At 42.3% G+C, this 17,633-nt stretch carries 10 protein-coding genes; 8 read left to right on the top strand and 2 right to left on the bottom strand.

Annotated features, from left to right (window positions below; translation table 11 throughout):
• The first annotated feature begins 5 nt into the window (after positions 1-5).
• The 7 genes from AC1DRQ_RS03350 (at position 6) to AC1DRQ_RS03320 (ending at position 10,289) form a co-directional block, all read left to right on the top strand.
• The gene (locus tag AC1DRQ_RS03350; protein ID WP_477422197.1) at positions 6-2,390 is read left to right on the top strand and encodes a phosphoketolase family protein; all 2,385 of its coding nucleotides are present in this window, start codon (positions 6-8) and stop codon (positions 2,388-2,390) included.
• On the top strand, positions 2,378-2,797 hold the full coding sequence (locus AC1DRQ_RS03345) for a hypothetical protein (RefSeq protein ID WP_429397937.1): 420 nt from the start codon (positions 2,378-2,380) through the stop codon (positions 2,795-2,797). Before AC1DRQ_RS03350 ends, AC1DRQ_RS03345 begins: the two co-directional genes overlap by 13 nt.
• 2 nt (positions 2,798-2,799) lie before the next feature.
• A complete protein-coding gene (glgP, locus tag AC1DRQ_RS03340) occupies positions 2,800-4,464 on the top strand; it encodes an alpha-glucan family phosphorylase (protein WP_477422196.1) in 1,665 nt (554 codons plus the stop codon).
• A gap of 113 nt (positions 4,465-4,577) precedes the next feature.
• Positions 4,578-5,405, top strand: coding sequence for a hypothetical protein (locus tag AC1DRQ_RS03335; protein ID WP_477422195.1), 828 nt, complete (start codon positions 4,578-4,580; stop codon positions 5,403-5,405).
• Between the two features lie 46 nt (positions 5,406-5,451).
• Positions 5,452-5,859 (top strand): hypothetical protein, encoded by a 408-nt coding sequence (locus AC1DRQ_RS03330; protein WP_477422194.1) that lies wholly within the window; start codon positions 5,452-5,454, stop codon positions 5,857-5,859.
• A 357-nt stretch (positions 5,860-6,216) separates the two neighbouring features.
• The gene (locus tag AC1DRQ_RS03325; protein WP_477422193.1) at positions 6,217-9,975 is read left to right on the top strand and encodes an ice-binding family protein; all 3,759 of its coding nucleotides are present in this window, start codon (positions 6,217-6,219) and stop codon (positions 9,973-9,975) included.
• Between the two features lie 47 nt (positions 9,976-10,022).
• A complete protein-coding gene (locus AC1DRQ_RS03320; RefSeq protein ID WP_477422192.1) occupies positions 10,023-10,289 on the top strand; it encodes a hypothetical protein in 267 nt (88 codons plus the stop codon).
• Between the two features lie 231 nt (positions 10,290-10,520).
• On the opposite strand, the gene AC1DRQ_RS03315 is transcribed toward AC1DRQ_RS03320, so the two are convergent.
• On the bottom strand, positions 10,521-10,790 hold the full coding sequence (locus tag AC1DRQ_RS03315) for a hypothetical protein (protein ID WP_429397925.1): 270 nt from the start codon (positions 10,788-10,790) through the stop codon (positions 10,521-10,523).
• An 879-nt stretch (positions 10,791-11,669) separates the two neighbouring features.
• Here AC1DRQ_RS03315 and AC1DRQ_RS03310 point away from each other — a divergent pair.
• Positions 11,670-14,876, top strand: coding sequence for a chemotaxis protein CheB (locus AC1DRQ_RS03310; RefSeq protein WP_477422191.1), 3,207 nt, complete (start codon positions 11,670-11,672; stop codon positions 14,874-14,876).
• Between the two features lie 112 nt (positions 14,877-14,988).
• Here the strand turns inward: AC1DRQ_RS03310 and AC1DRQ_RS03305 are convergent, their stop codons facing one another.
• Complete coding sequence (locus tag AC1DRQ_RS03305; RefSeq protein WP_477422190.1) at positions 14,989-16,557, bottom strand: PAS domain-containing protein; 1,569 nt, start codon at positions 16,555-16,557, stop codon at positions 14,989-14,991.
• Positions 16,558-17,633 lie beyond the last annotated feature (1,076 nt).

Here is a 17,633-nt window from a genome sequence, read left to right as displayed (position 1 = left end):
TTATTATGGAAACCGAATTATCAAATATAGAAGTGGAGGAATTATCCCCTAAATTACTACAAAAGATACACGCCTATTGGCGCGCTGCAAATTACCTGTCAGTAGGGCAATTATATCTACGGCATAACCCGTTGCTTAAAGAGCCTCTGAAGCTGGAACATGTCAAAAACATGTTGCTGGGGCATTGGGGCACTACGCCCGGGCAAAATTTTATTTATACGCATCTTAATCGGATCATTAACAAATACGATTTGAATATGATCTATGTTTCCGGTCCCGGCCATGGTGGCCCTGCTGTAGTGGCCGGCACTTACCTGGAAGGTACATACACCGAAGTTTATCCCAATATTACCCAGGATGAGGATGGACTTAAAAAACTGTTCACCCAGTTTTCTTATCCCGGAGGAATCCCCAGTCATGCCTCACCGCAAACACCTGGATCCATACATGAAGGCGGAGAACTGGGTTACTCACTGAGCCATGCTTTTGGTGCGGTGCTGGATAACCCGGATCTGGTGGTGGCCTGTGTAGTTGGTGATGGCGAAGCTGAAACCGGGCCTTTAGCTACGGCCTGGCATTCCAATAAGTTCCTGAATCCGCGTACAGACGGAACGGTATTACCCATCTTACACCTGAATGGCTATAAGATTTCGAATCCCACTGTTCTGGCCCGCATTACCGAAGAAGAACTGGAACAGTTGTTTTGTGGTTATGGCTGGAACCCCATCTTTGTGGAAGGTGACGAACCGGAGAAGATGCACCGGGACATGGCAGCCGCTTTGGATTATGCGGTTGGCCGGATCAAACAAATAAAATATGACTCGGAGCATCCGAACAGCGATCGCCCACGCTGGCCGATGATTGTACTGCGGTCGCCCAAAGGTTGGACAGGGCCAAAGGAAGTGGACGGTTATAAAATTGAAGGTAATTTCAGGGCGCATCAGATCCCGCTGGCTGTCTCGGCATCCGCCCCACCTGAGCATTTGCAAATGCTGGAAGAATGGATGAAAAGCTATCACCCCGAAGAATTATTTGACGAACAAGGCAAACTGATCCCTGAACTGACCGAACTGGCACCGAAAGGTGACCGGAGGATGGGGGCCAACCCGCATACCAACGGAGGTAACTTATTGCGCGATCTGCGCCTGCCCAATTTCAGGGACTACGCCACCGTTGTGGAAAATCCCGGTGCTGATGGTGAAGGGGATACTTATGTGAGTGGTCGTTTCCTGCGGGATGTGATCAAAGAGAACCAGGAGAAGCGCAATTTCAGGATCTTCGGTCCGGATGAAACGGTATCTAACCGGCTGGATGTGGTATTTGAAGCAACCAACCGCCAATGGGATGCGCCCATAACCGAGCATGATGAGTTCCTGGCAGCTGATGGCAGCGTAATGGAGATGCTGAGTGAACACCAGTGCGAAGGCTGGCTGGAAGGTTACCTGCTTACCGGCAGGCACGGTTTGTTTAATTGTTATGAAGCTTTTATACATATCGTAGATTCTATGTTTAATCAGCATGCCAAATGGCTGAAAGCAAGTCTGGAACTACCCTGGCGCAAGCGGATCGCTTCTCTTAACATATTACTGACATCTACCGTATGGCGTCAGGACCATAATGGCTTTACCCACCAGGATCCCGGCTTCCTGGATCATGTGGTGAACAAAAAAGCTACCATTGTTAGGGTTTATTTACCGCCCGATGCCAATTGTCTGCTGTCGGTGATGGATCATTGCCTGCGCAGCTATCATTACGTGAACGTGATCGTGGCGGGCAAACACCCTGCACCGCAATGGCTCAACATGGAGCAGGCGGTAGAACATTGTACCCGCGGTATTGGCATCTGGGATTTTGCAAGTAACGACCAAGAGGCAGAGCCGGATGTAATCATGGCCTGCAGCGGTGATGTACCTACTTTAGAAACACTGGCTGCGGTATCTATTCTACGGGAACATCTACCCGAGTTAAAGATCAGGGTAGTTAACGTGGTAGATCTTTTTAAGCTGCAGAAAAGTACGGAACATACGCATGGCCTTACAGATAAGGATTATGACGCTTTATTTACTACCAATAAGCCGGTCGTATTCGCTTTTCACGGTTACCCATGGCTGGTACACCGTCTTACCTATAACCGGGCAAACAATGTGAATATGCATGTACGCGGCTATAAAGAGGAGGGAACCATCACCACGTCTTTTGATATGACGGTGCTGAACGAGATGGACAGGTTTCACCTGGTCATCGACGTGCTTGACCGCTTGCCACAAACCGGCAGCAAAGGGGTTTACCTGAAGCAGTTATTGATGGATAAATTGATTGAACACAAACATTATATCAATGCCAATGGCAAGGATATGCCCGAAATACTTAATTGGAAATGGAAACAATAGATATGGATATGCCTGTGAGACTGGAAAGACACAATTATGACTGCTATTATCGTGTTGACAGGAACGATACAACCGTGACCAGGGTTTCTACTAATGACTTTAAGCCGGGAAGGCACTTGTTAACTGGTTACGGAGATATTGTTTATACCTTACGACTGGAGTATGAACTATGTTATCAATGTGTCAGCCTGGTCGGTGCTATGGAAAAGGCCAAAGCATGGGCGCTGGTACATATAGAAAAATTAATTAAGAAAGGAGAAACAGGCCTTCCTGAATTATTGCAATACCGGAAAGATCATTATGAGGACCTGCACATTAATTTGGTAGATGCCAATATTCAACTGGTAGAACAGGAAATAGAGGCCGATAAGTATTTTAAATGGGTACCTTACCGGATAAATAATTAGACATGCTTACACAAAAAGAGATTTTTGGCTATGCGCCGAATGCGAAATATAAAACTTCAGTCGCTTATTTTTCTATGGAGTTCGCGATTGACCAGGCGCTTAAGATCTATAGTGGTGGGCTGGGGTTTTTATCGGGTTCGCATTTAAGGAGCGCTTATGAATTAAAGCAAAACCTGATAGGTATAGGTATGCTGTGGAAATACGGTTATTATGACCAGGGGAGAGATGGGAACGGGTTTATGAAGCCGGAGTTCATTGAAAAACAGTACTCCTTTTTAACCGATATCGGGATAACCTTTACAGTGCCGGTACACGATGCACCGGTACATGTTAAAGCCTGGTTACTAAGACCTGAAACATTTGGTTCAGCACCTTTATTCTTACTAAGTACAGATCTTCCGGAAAACGATGAGGTCTCCAGGTCAATCACACACAGTTTGTACGATTCCAACGAGGCAACCCGTATAGCCCAAACAATTGTGTTAGGTATTGGTGGCGCTATGCTGCTCGATAGCTTAGGTATCGAACCGGATGTTTATCATATGAACGAAGGGCATTCCGTTTCGCTTAATTTTTACCTGTATGCCAAATATAAGAGTTTGGATGAGGTGCGGAAAAGGGTAGTTTTTACTACCCATACGCCGGAATTAGCCGGTAATGAAGCACATGGTTATGGCTTGCTGAAAGAGATGTCGCTTTTTTACCACATGCAGGAGCATGAAGTAAAATCATTGTTGGGAATGGAAGGAGATTACTTCAATTATACGCTGGCAGCACTCAAATTTTCACGCAAAGCAAATGGTGTCTCGAAACTTCATGGCGAAGTGGCCCGGCAAATGTGGGGCAGTAACCCGGGTGTGTGCGATATCATTTCTATCACTAATGCCCAGAACAAAACCTACTGGCAGGACACATTGCTGGCGCAGGCGATTAGCGCCAAAGATAACGACGCAATCACCGTCAGGAAAAAAGTGATGAAACGAGCATTGTTTAAGGTAGTTGCCGATCAATGCGGGAAATTGTTTGACGAAAATGTGCTGACCATTGTATGGGCCAGGCGCTTTGCGGGATACAAGCGGGCCGACCTAATGATGCAGGACTGGGATAAGTTTATGAGTCTTGTAAATAACAAGAAATATCCGGTTCAGATCATCTGGGCGGGTAAACCCTATCCGGAAGACACAGGTGCTATCAGCTTGTTTAATCAGATCATAGCCCGTGCTAAACCTTTTGCCAATTGTGCCGTGCTTACTGGATATGAACTGGGTTTATCGGCTCTACTGAAAAAAGGATCAGATGTGTGGCTTAATACGCCAAGGATGTACCGGGAGGCCTCGGGCACCAGCGGGATGGCCGCTGCCATGAATGGGAGTATTAATCTGTCGTTGCCCGACGGCTGGGTGCCGGAGTTTGCCAGGGATAAAGAAAACTGTTTTTTGATTGAACCTGCATCAAGCGAGCTTTCTGTGGAAGAAAAGGATGGCCTGGAAAACAAAAGCCTGATGGCTACTTTGGAAAATACCATACTCCCAATGTATTATGGTAACCAAAAGCAATGGTTAAAGATTATGAAAAACGCGGCGGCTGATGTGTTGCCAAAGTTTGAATCAGCCCGGCTTGCTGATGAGTATTACACGCAAGTTTATCATGCTCCTATAGTTGTTTAGCGATGGATATGTGAGAAACTGATGTACGTCATATTTCATACTGATACCAGTCATTTTTAATGAGGTGCTAATGTGATAAGTTTACTAAGTATTCAACTTATATACAAATACTTATGAAAACTATCCTTGTTATTAATGATTTTTTCTCAGCCTCTCATCCGGCAGCTTTGCTGGCATTTTCCATAGCTCAGCAAACAGGCGCTCATTTGCTGCTGGCAAATATAAAGCCGGTTAGTGAAAAGCTTCCTGTTAACACCTATGCCCATGTGCCCATGAATGTCCCCGGTGTACTTGTAACGGAACCAGTAGACAGCTTGTTGGAGGAATTGAATAGGATAAATTATCCTGATCAACCTTTTAAACCGGATATTCGGGTATTGCCTGAGGCAACATACACGGAGGCAGATATCACGGCGTTGATCAATACACGTGGTGTATGGATGGTGGTTAGCGACATTCAAGGCTATGGCGCTTTTGGTAAATTGAACCTTCAGGCTATTCTAAACAATATCCAATGCCCTTTAATGCTGATTCCCGAAAACTTCGACCAGAAAAGCTTCGACCACATTGTTTATACTGCCGACCTCCGTTATTGCAGGATAGAGATACTCCGTTATTTGATAGCGTTGGCCAAACCATATCAGGCGTCGCTTCTGATAGCACATTTATCTGCCAGTGGCTTGCCGCATCTGGATGATAATTATGCTGAAATGATTTTTAAAGAAAGTATTTATCCCTTGCTTGGGTATCCGCAACTTAATTATCAAAATATCAGGGAAAGAGATATGAATAAAGCGGTCGATGTTTTAGTCAACGGAATGGATACCGATCTGTTGGTGTTAGAAAACCACCGGTTTCATTTTGAAGAAATCTTCGGCACGTCTATTCCTGATCGCTTGCCATCACACCTTATGCTTCCGATATTGATTTTTCCTTATTAAGAAGATATATTTCACGGGTTAATACATAAATTATAAAAAATCAAATATGGAAACTATAGATCAAGATATAGATGCGGCTATGCAGGATTACACCATCGTGAATCAATGGGCCGCTGATAATACATTTTTTCGAATCGAAACCGTTTTTCTGCATCACCTGCTGAATGATCTCATTGCCCGATGCCTCGAAATAGACCAAATTAAAAAAATTAGACAGATTAAGATAGACCTGTATCAGCTGGAAGCACACGAGCAGCATATAGATGGAATCCTGAAACAGCAAATGAAAAACCTTGCCGAAAAGGCTAAAGGTACCTATACTTTGATTGATATAGATATTGTTGCTAAACACAAACAGTTAGAGAAATTAATGGCAGGTCTTACCCTGGAATATCGTGCCTTTAAGCAAATATTATTCGCGCTTTCAAAAGAAGAAATGAAAAAGAGGGTTTAATTAAGTTTACTGATATCATCAGCAACTGCCAGATTAAAAGCTATGCAGGAAATAGCTAATATATACCATTTCAATAAAGGCTGCACAAGCCTCTGTAAATTACATGCCTTATCCATCATCGCTCTTAGATACAGCCAATTATCGACGCATCTATTTAAATAATAATTAAAATATTTTATTTATTTTTAAATAAATAAACTTTTAGGTTTTTATTCCGTAATAGTGTATCTAATCTATTTAAGATAACAATGCTATTTAAACTATAAAAGGATAGCCTTAAATAGTTTAAAACCTATCCTTTGATCTAAAATCTGTAATAACCTTAAATACAGAAATAGATATTCTGCCATTTCAATTATGAAAAAGATATTTATCTCTGTTCTCTTCGTTTTTATTGTTTTCCGACTGAGCGCATATACAGGAGATAATCACAAATTTTCAACTTCAAAAAGCCCCATTACTTCTTCTAAAAATATTGGTATAAAAGGTAACAGGCTAATCGCAACTACGGTTGTGCCCGACCTTGGTTCAGCAGCAAGTTTTGCTCTATTTACCGTTGCCGGCGCGGTAGGTAATACAGGAATTTCAAATATCACTGGTAATATAGGTGCAAATGTTGGCGCCATAACCGGGTTTGGAGCCTCCATTGTCACGGGTGCTATCTATAACGCTAATAGCGTAACGGCACAATGTGCTGCAGATTTAATATCAGCATATAACCAATTAAGCGCTATTACTTCAACGGCTGCACATGCTGCCGTTTTTGGAAATGGCGAAACACTTTATACAGGAGTTTATACCGTTGGCGCCGCCGGATCGGCGGCGGGGGTATTAACATTGGATGCCCAGGGAGACGCGAATGCAGTGTTTATTTTTAAGATAGGTGGCGCGTTTACTACGGGTGCCAGTACAACCGTTATACTAACCAATGGAGCTTCGGCAAAAAATGTGTTTTGGGTTGCTGAGGGTGCTATAGCTATGGCCGCATCCACTACTATGAAAGGAACATTAATTGCAAATAACGATGCAATTTCCATGGGTGCCGGTGGATCCCTCGAAGGAAGAATGTTTTCGACAACGGGGGCTGTATCCGTTTATGGGAATAATATATACATACCGGGCAGTAGTGGTATTGGATGGATAGGTTTCTTTAGCAATAACTGGAATACTGCAGCAAACTGGGCTGGCAATGTAGTGCCAACCAGCTCAGATCAAGCCTTTATTGGTGTAAATCAAGCTTTTTTTAATTTCCCAAATATCCCGGCATCCTCCGGTACGGTTAATGTTGGTTCTATAAAATTTGGTACCCTGGGGCTTAAGGCGGCCGGAGTGGTTGTAAATGCCGGCAGTACTTTAAATGTATTGGGAGCAATCATCTACCAAAGCGATGCAGGTTCTGCTTTGAATTATACCTGTACACTTTCGGGCGTGGGTACTGTTAAAGCAAACAGCATAGCTATTATTGCTAACACTCCCATACTTTTAAGTCCTTATACCCAAATATTCGCTTCATCGGTCACCAATTTAAATGTTGATGACAATATTACGCTTACTTCAACAGTGACAGGCGGATATGTTCTTAACTCAACCTTTAACGTTACCGGAGGCACAACATTAGTTAACGGTATCATATTAACCAGCAATGCTGCCGGCAATACTTCAACTTTTACAGTAACACCTACAACAATAGCCACCTTACAAATAGCAAACAATGCAGCATTATCAGGCTTGTCGGCCTTGGGTATCAATGTTATAACCTTTAAAAATCCAGGGGCAACTGTCGAATATTCGGGAGCGGCCCAAATTGTTTATAATGATGCGGCTATTACCGGTTTAAGTACGGGGGTAAATTATCAAAATATAAAATTTTCTGGTACAGGTTTAAAAACTTTATCAGTCGGAAATTTAAATGTTGCCGGCAATTTTACCAATGCACTAACCAATGATGTCAGTAATAATTTAAACCTGCTTAACAATACCGTAAAATTTAATGGTACAACCCAAAGCCTGGCAGGGGGTACAGGCCTGGGCACAATATTTAATAATGTAGCATTTAGCGGTGCCGGCACTAAAAACATGGTAAGCGGTAATTTTTATGTGGGTAGTTTGGGCGTTTTAACCATGAGTGGGAATAGCCCCAGCACCATTTTAAATGCTGGTGGATTTTTAACTTTAAATTCAGATGCTCTGGGTTCTGCCTCAATTGCCCCTATTCTAACCGGCCCGGGTATAACTGGTAATGTAAATGTTCAGCGATATTTTAAAGCACAGGCCAGTGGCGCCACCGCCGATAATACACGCAATTACAGGTTACTTTCCTCGCCAGTAAATAGTGGATCGGGGGCTTGTTCGCTAAGCTATCTTAATACCAACTCCGGAAATTTAACGGGCATATTTGTATCAGGACCAACCGGGCCAGCTGGTGGTTTTACGGTTACCAATGCCACTCCCACCATTTACCTTCACAATGAAAGTTTAACCACAAGCACATCTTCATTTAGTGGTGGAAATTTCAAGGGTCTCACCAATATTTCAGGGAACACATTAACTTATTATAATAGCAGCGGCACAGCTACTGCCAATACTACCCTGCCTGTAGGTAATGGTTTTTTACTTTATTACGTTGGTAATAATATTAATAATGTTACATCGGCAACCGCCCTCAACAAGCAATATAGGCTCGGCGGCTCTTACATAGCGCCTGATGCTGCGACTTCAACAGCAACCGGAGTGCTTAATCAAGGGGCAATAGCTGTAAAATTATGGTGGAATGGCGGTACTGTTTTAAGTGATGCCAAAACCGGGTATAACCTTATTGGTAATCCTTATGCATCAACTATTGACTGGGACCAGTATTCGGCAGGTACCAATACTGCCGGAATTTACGCTCCCTTAGTATCGCCAACAATGTATGTGTTCAATTATTCCAACAAAAACTATGGCAGTTACCTGGCAGGTACACCAGGAGGAACAGGTACCAATAACGCCAGCAGATACATAGCCAGCTCACAGGGTTTTTTTATCATGGCCAGCGCATCAAGCGGCGCTTCGCTCACCTTTAATGAAACGGCTAAAACGGTTGTTCAACCCACTAATTCATTGCTCTTGTTTAAGAGCCTGGCTGCTCCAACAGCACTCAACCAGCTAATGAGGATCAAATTATCTAAAGATGCCGTCAATACAGATGATATCATGATACTTTTTGAGCCTGACTCTAAAAATGAATACGAGCCATACCATGATGCGGATAGGTTAAGTGGAATAGGTAATATTACCACCCTGGCAAGCTATGGCTATGATAGCGAGGTTTTACTTGCTATAAACCGCATGCGCAGTATTGATGCAGCTACGCGGGTAAAACTTTACGTGAACATCAGTAAATCAGTAGGTGTGGATACTTTATCAGCATCCGGGTTAAATTCCCTTGATCCTCGTTTTGATATATATCTTATTGATCACTATAAAAAGGACTCATTAATGATTAGCCGGTATCCCCAATACCTGTTTAATATAATCGATGCTGATCCATCAAGCTTTGGGGCCAATCGCTTTGAAATAGTTTTTCACAAAAAGAGCAGTCTTAATTATAAGCTGTTAGGCTTCACCGCCTCACCTGTTGCAAAAGGGGTTCTTTTAACCTGGAGAACCCAGAATGAGAGTAATTTAACCGGATTTAGTATTGAACGCAAGGATGGTTCAACGCAATTTGTAGCGTTAAACCAGATGCAAAGTAACGGCAGCGGTATCTATACATATATTGACAGCGCCCCGCTAGCCGGTGTTAGTTATTACCGGTTAAAGCAAATTGATGCATTTGATATGATATCCTACAGCAAAATAATAGCCGTAAATAAAATCAACATCAGTTCTGAAATTTTAACGCTATATCCTAATCCAGCTACATCCAAATTCACCATAATCATCCGTTATGATATTCCCTCAAAAGCTATTATCAGGATTACCGATGCCGGGGGCAGAACCCAAATTAACCGGCAAACCGAAGGGGATAATATTCAACAAGAGGTGAATGATCTTATGCCTGGTGTTTACCTGGTGGAGGTTATAGATGCAGGAACAAAAAAGCTGATTGGAACTAAAAAGCTTATAAAAAAGTAATTTATTACTAATAATACCTTATTACTAACCTTAATCTAAATAATACTATGAACGTTCTCTCCAGAATTTTTGTCACCTTTTTTTGTGTTTGTAGTCCGTTATTACTGTTAGCTGATGATCCGGGTACACCCTGTGACTACAGCGACCCTTTAGATAATTCATGTCCCCTGGATAATTGGGTATTTATTCTTGCTTTTGTTGTAGTTGTTATAGTGGCTATTCATCTTTACAGGCAGGGTAACCAACTTAAAACTGCATCAGGTATTAAATTTGGCGGGATATATATTCCTGATACGGTTAAAATTTCAATATAAATCCGAAAGTTTATTTACTCATCCAACTATGCTATCCTTATAAATATTAAACAAAAATGAATAATTTCGGGTTCATCCGGTATGGTCAACAGACCTATCAGCGGGCTACCGCAAGCGGTCGTTCATATTCGGCTGTGCTAAACGGCGCCTGTGCGTTGACCAGGGAAACCGTTAGGCAGCATTGCAGGGCTRAAGATTGCTCCTGCCGGTGATGAGAAATTGAAATATATTTTATTTCTCCTTAAAATTGTATCGCATTAATTCAATCACTAAATCCTCAATAAATTTTATTTTATTAAGATCATAAATATTTTCCATTACAGGCTCTTCTACCCTCATTTCATTCAAAAGCTCAATCAAAGATTTTTCATAGGCAAAGAACGTTGAACTGGTGGTAAATATCAGAAAGAGGCTTTCATCACTTTGTTTTACCGCAGGATGGCTTACATTAAAAAAATCAAATCCACTCAGTAGCTTGAGATTTATTGGAACGGTGACCATATTAAGTATCGGCTAAAAAATAATAATGAACAGTTTTAGGACAATGTAAATACCATTCGGGTTAGATAGCAATGAAAAAAGAAAAATTGCTAAATATCCTCGTGTAGACTATATATATTATTAGAATAGGTATTATCACAAGTTAAATAATATTGACTATCAAGTGATTGTAAAAATAAATATTGATTAAATATTGGTTATTATCAATTGGAACGTTCGTTTGGTTATAATTGATGAATTATGAATCAAATAATTTTAATACTTAATATTAAAAACATATATCCATTCAGATAGTTATACCAGTGATAAATAAGGGGGCTTATTTGTCACTTAACAGCCTCGATTGCGATCGGGGACTGTTATTTTATTACAAGTTAGACCCATCACATTATGGTGATTATGTGAACCGCGGCTTATTGTATGTCTGGTTTTTTTATTGTACAACAATCGTAACCTGCATAGCGTATACAAAATTGTCGTAATTGTTATGGGTTGATGGAAACTGACGCTCCCGGTGAAATTCCGGAAGTTTCGGTTTTGATGACAGAACAAGGAAAAATATGCCGAAGCAAATTATAGCCGTGTTGACACCCCAAGTGCCCATTTTGTTTTTTTATGTTATGTAAGAAATGACGATGCAGTGGGATTAAAGTACTACACACCTATACCCGTTTCAGTTTAAAACCTCGGTTATTTATCGGGGTTTTTTTTATACATGTTTATTTTATGTGTAGCCCTGAAGGGCAAAAAATGACTTTGGAGTCATGGATATTGATAATAAGCTACTTATTATCAATAATTTAATTATTATATTTCCTTTCTTTTTACTTTCCTGCCAGGATCCGTGTTGGATGCTGCAATGCCTTTAAAGCCGTTACTATGTTATTAACTGAGCCTCATCATATCATTGCCATTGGTGCCTCCGCAGGCGGGATGGAAGAAATTAATTCTTTTTTTGACCATACCCCTTTAGATGGGGTTTCCTATATTATTATACAGCATTTGTCTCCCGATTTTAAAAGCCGGATGGTAGAGCTACTGGCCAGGCATAGCAAACTGGTCGTTAAGGAAGCGGAAAATGCCACGGTTGTCAATTGTAATGAGGTGTATCTGATTCCTAATGATAAGTACATGACCATCCGTGACGGCAGCTTATATTTAACGGATAAGGAAAATATCAAGGGGCCTCATTTGACCATTAATACTTTTTTTAATTCGTTGGCGACTGACCGCAGTAAAAAAGCAATCGGAGTTATTCTTTCCGGCCAGGGTTCTGATGGGACCGAAGGCGTTAGGGCCATTAAGAAAGCCGGCGGTATGATCATCGCGCGTAATCCGGCTACCTCGGCGTTCGGTAGTATGCCAACGAGTGCTATTGCGACCGGCATGGTGGACTTTGTGCTGGAGCCGGAAGCGATGCCCGACGTGATTGAATACTATGTTGGAAACGCTGAAGAGTTATTAATAGGCGACCCGGATGATGAAAAAGAACTAAAAAATATCATTGATTTGGTCAGGGAAAACTCACCGCTTGATTTTTCAGATTATAAAAAAAACACGATCCTGAGAAGAACCAAAAGAAGGGCCTCCCATGGTAATTTTACAACACTAACCAGCTACCTGAATTTCCTCAGGACCAATCCCGTTGAAGTAGAAGCGCTGGCCAAAGAATTCCTGATCAGTGTAACTTCATTTTTCAGGGATGCGCCTGCCTTTGAATTGATTCAAACACAGGTGTTACCCGATATCCTAAAAAATATTATACCCGGTGAAGAACTAAAAATGTGGGTTGCGGGTTGTGCTACCGGTGAGGAGGTGTATTCCCTGGCGATCTTGGTGGCCGAACAATTGACCGGCGATTTTGAGGATACTATCGTTAAACTATTTGCAACGGATATCGATAGCTCCGCTTTAATTTATGCTGGGAAGGGCATCTACCCAGCTTCTATTTCAAAGAATGTATCCGCTGAACGTTTGGAAAAATATTTCATTAAAGAAGGAGAACATTACCGGGTTAATCCGGCGATACGCAAGATGGTTATCTTTGCGCAGCACGACCTGGTGAAGAACCCGCCTTATTGTAACATGCAGCTAATCAGTTGTCGTAATCTGCTGATCTATATGACCCCGGTTTTGCAAAAGAAAATATTTGCTATGCTGCTGTTCGGCCTGAAGATGAATGGATATCTGTTTTTGGGTTCAAGTGAAAACCCGATGCCTATTTTGAAAAACCTGGAAGTGGTTCACAAAAAATGGAAGATCTATAAAAACCTGGAAGCAAAACGGGCCGTAAGCTTTGAAGCATTCTCCATGCCTGACCTGCCGGATATCAAACGTACACCATCCCGCTTGTCGCCGCATGATGAGGTTAAAAATACGAACCCCGCGATAACCGAAGCCATGAATCAAGGCCTGGCTGTTAACCTGGATTGCCTGAACATTTGCATTAATGAAAATAACCAGGTCATTAAATCCTACGGGGATGCCAGTAAGTTTTTACTTCAAAAGTATTTCACCTCTGACCTGACCGAGTTATTACCCAAACCACTGGCTGTGGTTTTTAATACCCTGAGCAAGCGCGCTATCAAAACAAATCAGAAAGTGCATGTCAGCGGTATCACTATCAAGCAGGGCAGCTCTGTTTTTAAAGTTAATCTGTCCGTCAGTCCGTTGGAGGTCAGGGGTGAACAAAAACTATTCATGGTTACTTTTAGGGAAAATGAAAGCGCTGCGCCCGCTGCTGACCATATCGTGTTCGACGAAAAAATATACCTTGATCAATATATCAGGAACCTGGAAGAGGAATTAAAGGAATCAAAGGAGAAGCTGCATTCTTCTTACGAAAGGCTCGATGCTTCCAACGAAAATATGCAATCATTTAACGAGGAGCTGATCTCCGCCAACGAGGAAATGCAGAGTACGAACGAAGAAATGCAGTCGGTGAATGAAGAACTGCATACTATTAATGCGGACTACCAGTTAAAAAACAAAGAGCTGTTGGAGATCAATGACGACCTGAATAATTATTTCCGAAGCAATATTAATGGGCAGCTGTTTATTAACAATGAACTGGAGCTGATGAAGTTTTCACCTGGAGCCGTTAAGCAGATTAACCTGCTGGAAACAGATATTGGCCGTCCCCTCAGCAATATCTCTACCAATATCAAGCTGGAAACCATCATCCAGGATATTAAACGGGTGCTAACCGAAGGCGTTATCATTACCAAGGAAGTTGAAACGGACAACGGCCTTTGGTACCAGATTATGACTATGCCCTATGTACAACAGACGGATAACAGGAACAACGGGGCTATTATTACCTTCAACGAGATTACCGTCCTTAAAAAGGCCCAACAGGAATTGGCCCAGAAAAACAAAAGCCTGTTGCGGATCAATGCGGACCTGGATCATTTTATTCATGCGGCCTCACATGATCTCTTAGGACCGCTGGGCAATATTGAATCAAGCATTGGTTTCATGAATAAAATAGCCTTAAGTGATGCCAAACTGCATGATTTTTTACACGTGATCGATGTCTCCGTTAAAAAGTTTCGCGAACTGATCACCGAGCTCGCCACGATCGCCAAGGTAGAGGGTGAGATGATTACCTTGGAAAAGGTTGATCTGGATGAAACCATAGATAATATAGAGTGGAGTTTAGAAAATATCATCCAGACATCCGGGGCGGTTATTATCAGGAACCTGGAAGTTAAACAGGTCCTTTTTTCAAAAAAGAACCTGCGGAGCATTGTTTATAACCTGATCTCGAACGCTGTCAAATTTAAACGGGAAGAAAGCCCGGTTATTCATATTTCCACCCAAACGGATAATGATCATATTGTCTTATCCGTAAGGGACAATGGCAGGGGCATCCGTAAAGGCGGGATTGACAAAATATTTGAGATGTATGGCCGGCTAAATCATGAGGTGGACGGACAAGGTATCGGTTTGTACCTGGCTAAAAAAATAGTAAACGCAACGGGTGGCAACATCGTTGTGGAGAGTGAGCTGGGTATTGGCACTACTTTCAGTATCTATTTAAGGCTCGAAGCCGAGAACTCAGCGGTCACACCCATTTTAAATTAAAGCGCGGTTTTCAACGGGGCCAGCGAAGCAGCGGGTTCCAGGGCGAGCATAGGGGCGGCAAAGAACATAACAAGAATTAAAAGGATTTTTTAAATAAAGTAAACTGATATGTTCAGGACTCAGGAACCGATCCGGTGGCATCGGTGATCTGCTGGATCACGTTGTTCATCTCGTTAGTGGATAAGACCAGGTATTCCCCGATGTCCTGCTTTTCCTTAATGGTGGTCTTTGGATCAATAAACATCGGTATCAGCCCCATGATCCTGGCCAGTGGTGCACGGATAACGTGCGACTGCATCCAGGAAATGGCCAGTAGCTTTTCATTCTGTTGCTCGATGGCTTTAGTATAGCGTAGCCGCTCGGTCATATCAGTGGCAATCACGATGCTGGTCTTGACGCCTTTGAACCGGAAAGGCGCGAGCTGGATTTCCATGTTCATCAGCTCACCGTTCTTTTTCCGGTGGACCATTTGCCGGTGCGCGATAGCATCTGGCTCGCTGTCACCTTGGTCCAGCGCGCGCTGCATACTCGCAAGTCCGCTCTCCGGACGGATATCCCTTAGGTTCATGGTTAAAAACTCTTCTCGCGTGTAGCCATAATGTTCGATCGTGGCCTCGTTCACATCCATGAATGCCAGGGATTCTAAGTTCACCACCCACATAGGCAGCGGGCTGAAATGGAATACATCGCTGTAGCGTTGCTCGGATTCCTTCAGATCGCTGATGCTTTGTTTTCGCTCCGAAATATCTTTAAAATAAACCGATAGCCCGGCCGGCGACGGAAAGGCGCTGACCTCATACCAGCAATCCAGCAGGGCAAAATAGTCTTCAAAATGAACCGCCCGGCCGGTGTCCGTTGCCTGGTGGTATTGGCGGTAAGATACCGAGTTCACTGCAGTCGGGAACGCGTCCCATAAATTCCGGCCCAGCATTTCCTGTTTCGTTTTTTGCAGTATCTTTTCTGCCGTCCTGTTCCAATAAGATACCGCCCAGTCCTTGTCCAGGGCAAAGAAGGCATCACCGATACTTTCCAGGATCATGTTTCGTTCTTCGAGCGCCTCGGCATTCTTTTCGCGGACGATGGTCAGTCGGGCAGCATCTTGGAGCCGGGTCATTTGCTCGGTTTGAATGAGCTGGATCTGGTGATATTTATTCAGTTGAAAGGCACATAAACCACAGATGAAACAGATCACACCGGTCAGCAGGATGTGTGCAGTAAATGTCTGCAAGTGAAGATTACTCGGCTGGCTGAGCATGTCCATATCCTGCAGGTAGTTGAACAGTGTGTAATGCAGTAAAACAAACAGCAGTAAAGGAAGTTGTAGCTTCCAGTTTTGATAAGTGATCAGCAGGGCGCTGCCGATAAAGGCAAAGAAGTGCATTTCAAACATCCCATGCATCTGGTAGATGAACTGCGCCATAAAAATACCCAGTACCACACTCAGCACATATTGATACCAACAGGAGTCGGGCAAAGCGACCTTGACCAAATAATAAGCAATAAGCGAAAGTCCACCGACACCAACAGCGATCAGCCAGGTGCCATAGAAGGGGGCCAGGAAAAGCCCAAGCAAAAAATAACCGCCGAGAAAATAATTGATCAGCCTGTTAGAACGCTCGGTCACCCCAAAATGGAGGTCTTGGGCCAATTGCACGGGTAAAGTTGGCGGATGATTCTTCATAACGCTTTTGCTTTGAGTGGGCTTTGCAGAAAAAGCTACAGGCATCAGTCCATGGGAAAGTGGACGAACGGAGGTAGAATCCGAAATTAAACATTAATAATGGCCTTACCGTATTTATCAGCACTTATTTGCTCTGCTAAATGGCATAGCTGCTGAATCTTTTTTCAGGTTATAAAGGAAGCTGAAACCTACGCATATCGCTATAATAACTGTTAAAACTACCAGTTGCTTTATCATTCAATACGCTTTTGAGGATGCGCTAAAGAATTCGGACCGCGTTTTAATTACCAATAGAACACCGGCGAATGCCTCTAACCATACCGCTCTTGAAAGGGAGATGATAATTATTGGAACTCCAATTATGAAAAGAGTAAGTGCCAATATCTTGACGGTTTGCAGGGGGATCGAACCCCTATTAAGATACTTTTGGTTTGGTTAAAGTTTTAGGTTGCTCCTTTAAGTAAGTGATTCGAATTCTGCCAGTCTTTGGGGAATTGCAGTTGACAACCTCTGAGAACAGATTCCCAATATACATATCACGAATTTGGGAATCTTAAAAAATTGACGATAAGAGAGAGATTAACACCAAGCCCATTTATTTTCTTTTACTTTGGAATTTGTTTAAAATTTTCTTACTTAGCGTTAAGTTATCCACATTAATCCCGTTAAAAAATGGGGCAAAAAACACTCAAATTTCTTGTAACTGATTTGTAACTCAAAACTTATAACTTACTGATAGTCATAGTTTAAGTACTTTCTGTATCGCGCAAGTAGTTGATATAACTAATTGAAAATCAATTAGTTATAAAATAAAAACAAAAAATAGAAATCGCCATTTTAATTTCTTAAATACCATGTTATCAAGAGGTTATAAATAAAACCAATCGGTATATTTTTGCTTTTTGTTACTATTAGAAAGTAATTTCGTTGCTTTTTTGGTTCCCAAAGTATCTTTTGTTCCTCATTTTTCAGTGTCATGTAAATCGTTGTAACTATCGATAACTAAATAGCATTAAATGACACTAAATGTTACAAAACACTACAATTTTAGGGAGATACAACGACCAATATCTTTG

The organism is Mucilaginibacter sp. P4_E8, from assembly GCF_056401495.1.
The sequence above is the reverse complement of the archived record's forward strand: the minus strand, read 5'-3'. Positions and strand labels throughout refer to the sequence as shown.

Coding starts and splice junctions, on each gene's coding strand:
- AC1DRQ_RS03335 (WP_477422195.1), top strand. CDS start 4,578: ATGAAAACTATCCTTGTTATTAATGATTTTTTCTCAGCCTCTCATCCG.
- AC1DRQ_RS03315 (WP_429397925.1), bottom strand. CDS start 10,790: ATGGTCACCGTTCCAATAAATCTCAAGCTACTGAGTGGATTTGATTTT.
- AC1DRQ_RS03350 (WP_477422197.1), top strand. CDS start 6: ATGGAAACCGAATTATCAAATATAGAAGTGGAGGAATTATCCCCTAAA.
- AC1DRQ_RS03310 (WP_477422191.1), top strand. CDS start 11,670: ATGTTATTAACTGAGCCTCATCATATCATTGCCATTGGTGCCTCCGCA.
- AC1DRQ_RS03325 (WP_477422193.1), top strand. CDS start 6,217: ATGAAAAAGATATTTATCTCTGTTCTCTTCGTTTTTATTGTTTTCCGA.
- AC1DRQ_RS03330 (WP_477422194.1), top strand. CDS start 5,452: ATGGAAACTATAGATCAAGATATAGATGCGGCTATGCAGGATTACACC.
- AC1DRQ_RS03320 (WP_477422192.1), top strand. CDS start 10,023: ATGAACGTTCTCTCCAGAATTTTTGTCACCTTTTTTTGTGTTTGTAGT.
- AC1DRQ_RS03345 (WP_429397937.1), top strand. CDS start 2,378: ATGGAAACAATAGATATGGATATGCCTGTGAGACTGGAAAGACACAAT.
- AC1DRQ_RS03305 (WP_477422190.1), bottom strand. CDS start 16,557: ATGAAGAATCATCCGCCAACTTTACCCGTGCAATTGGCCCAAGACCTC.
- glgP (WP_477422196.1), top strand. CDS start 2,800: ATGCTTACACAAAAAGAGATTTTTGGCTATGCGCCGAATGCGAAATAT.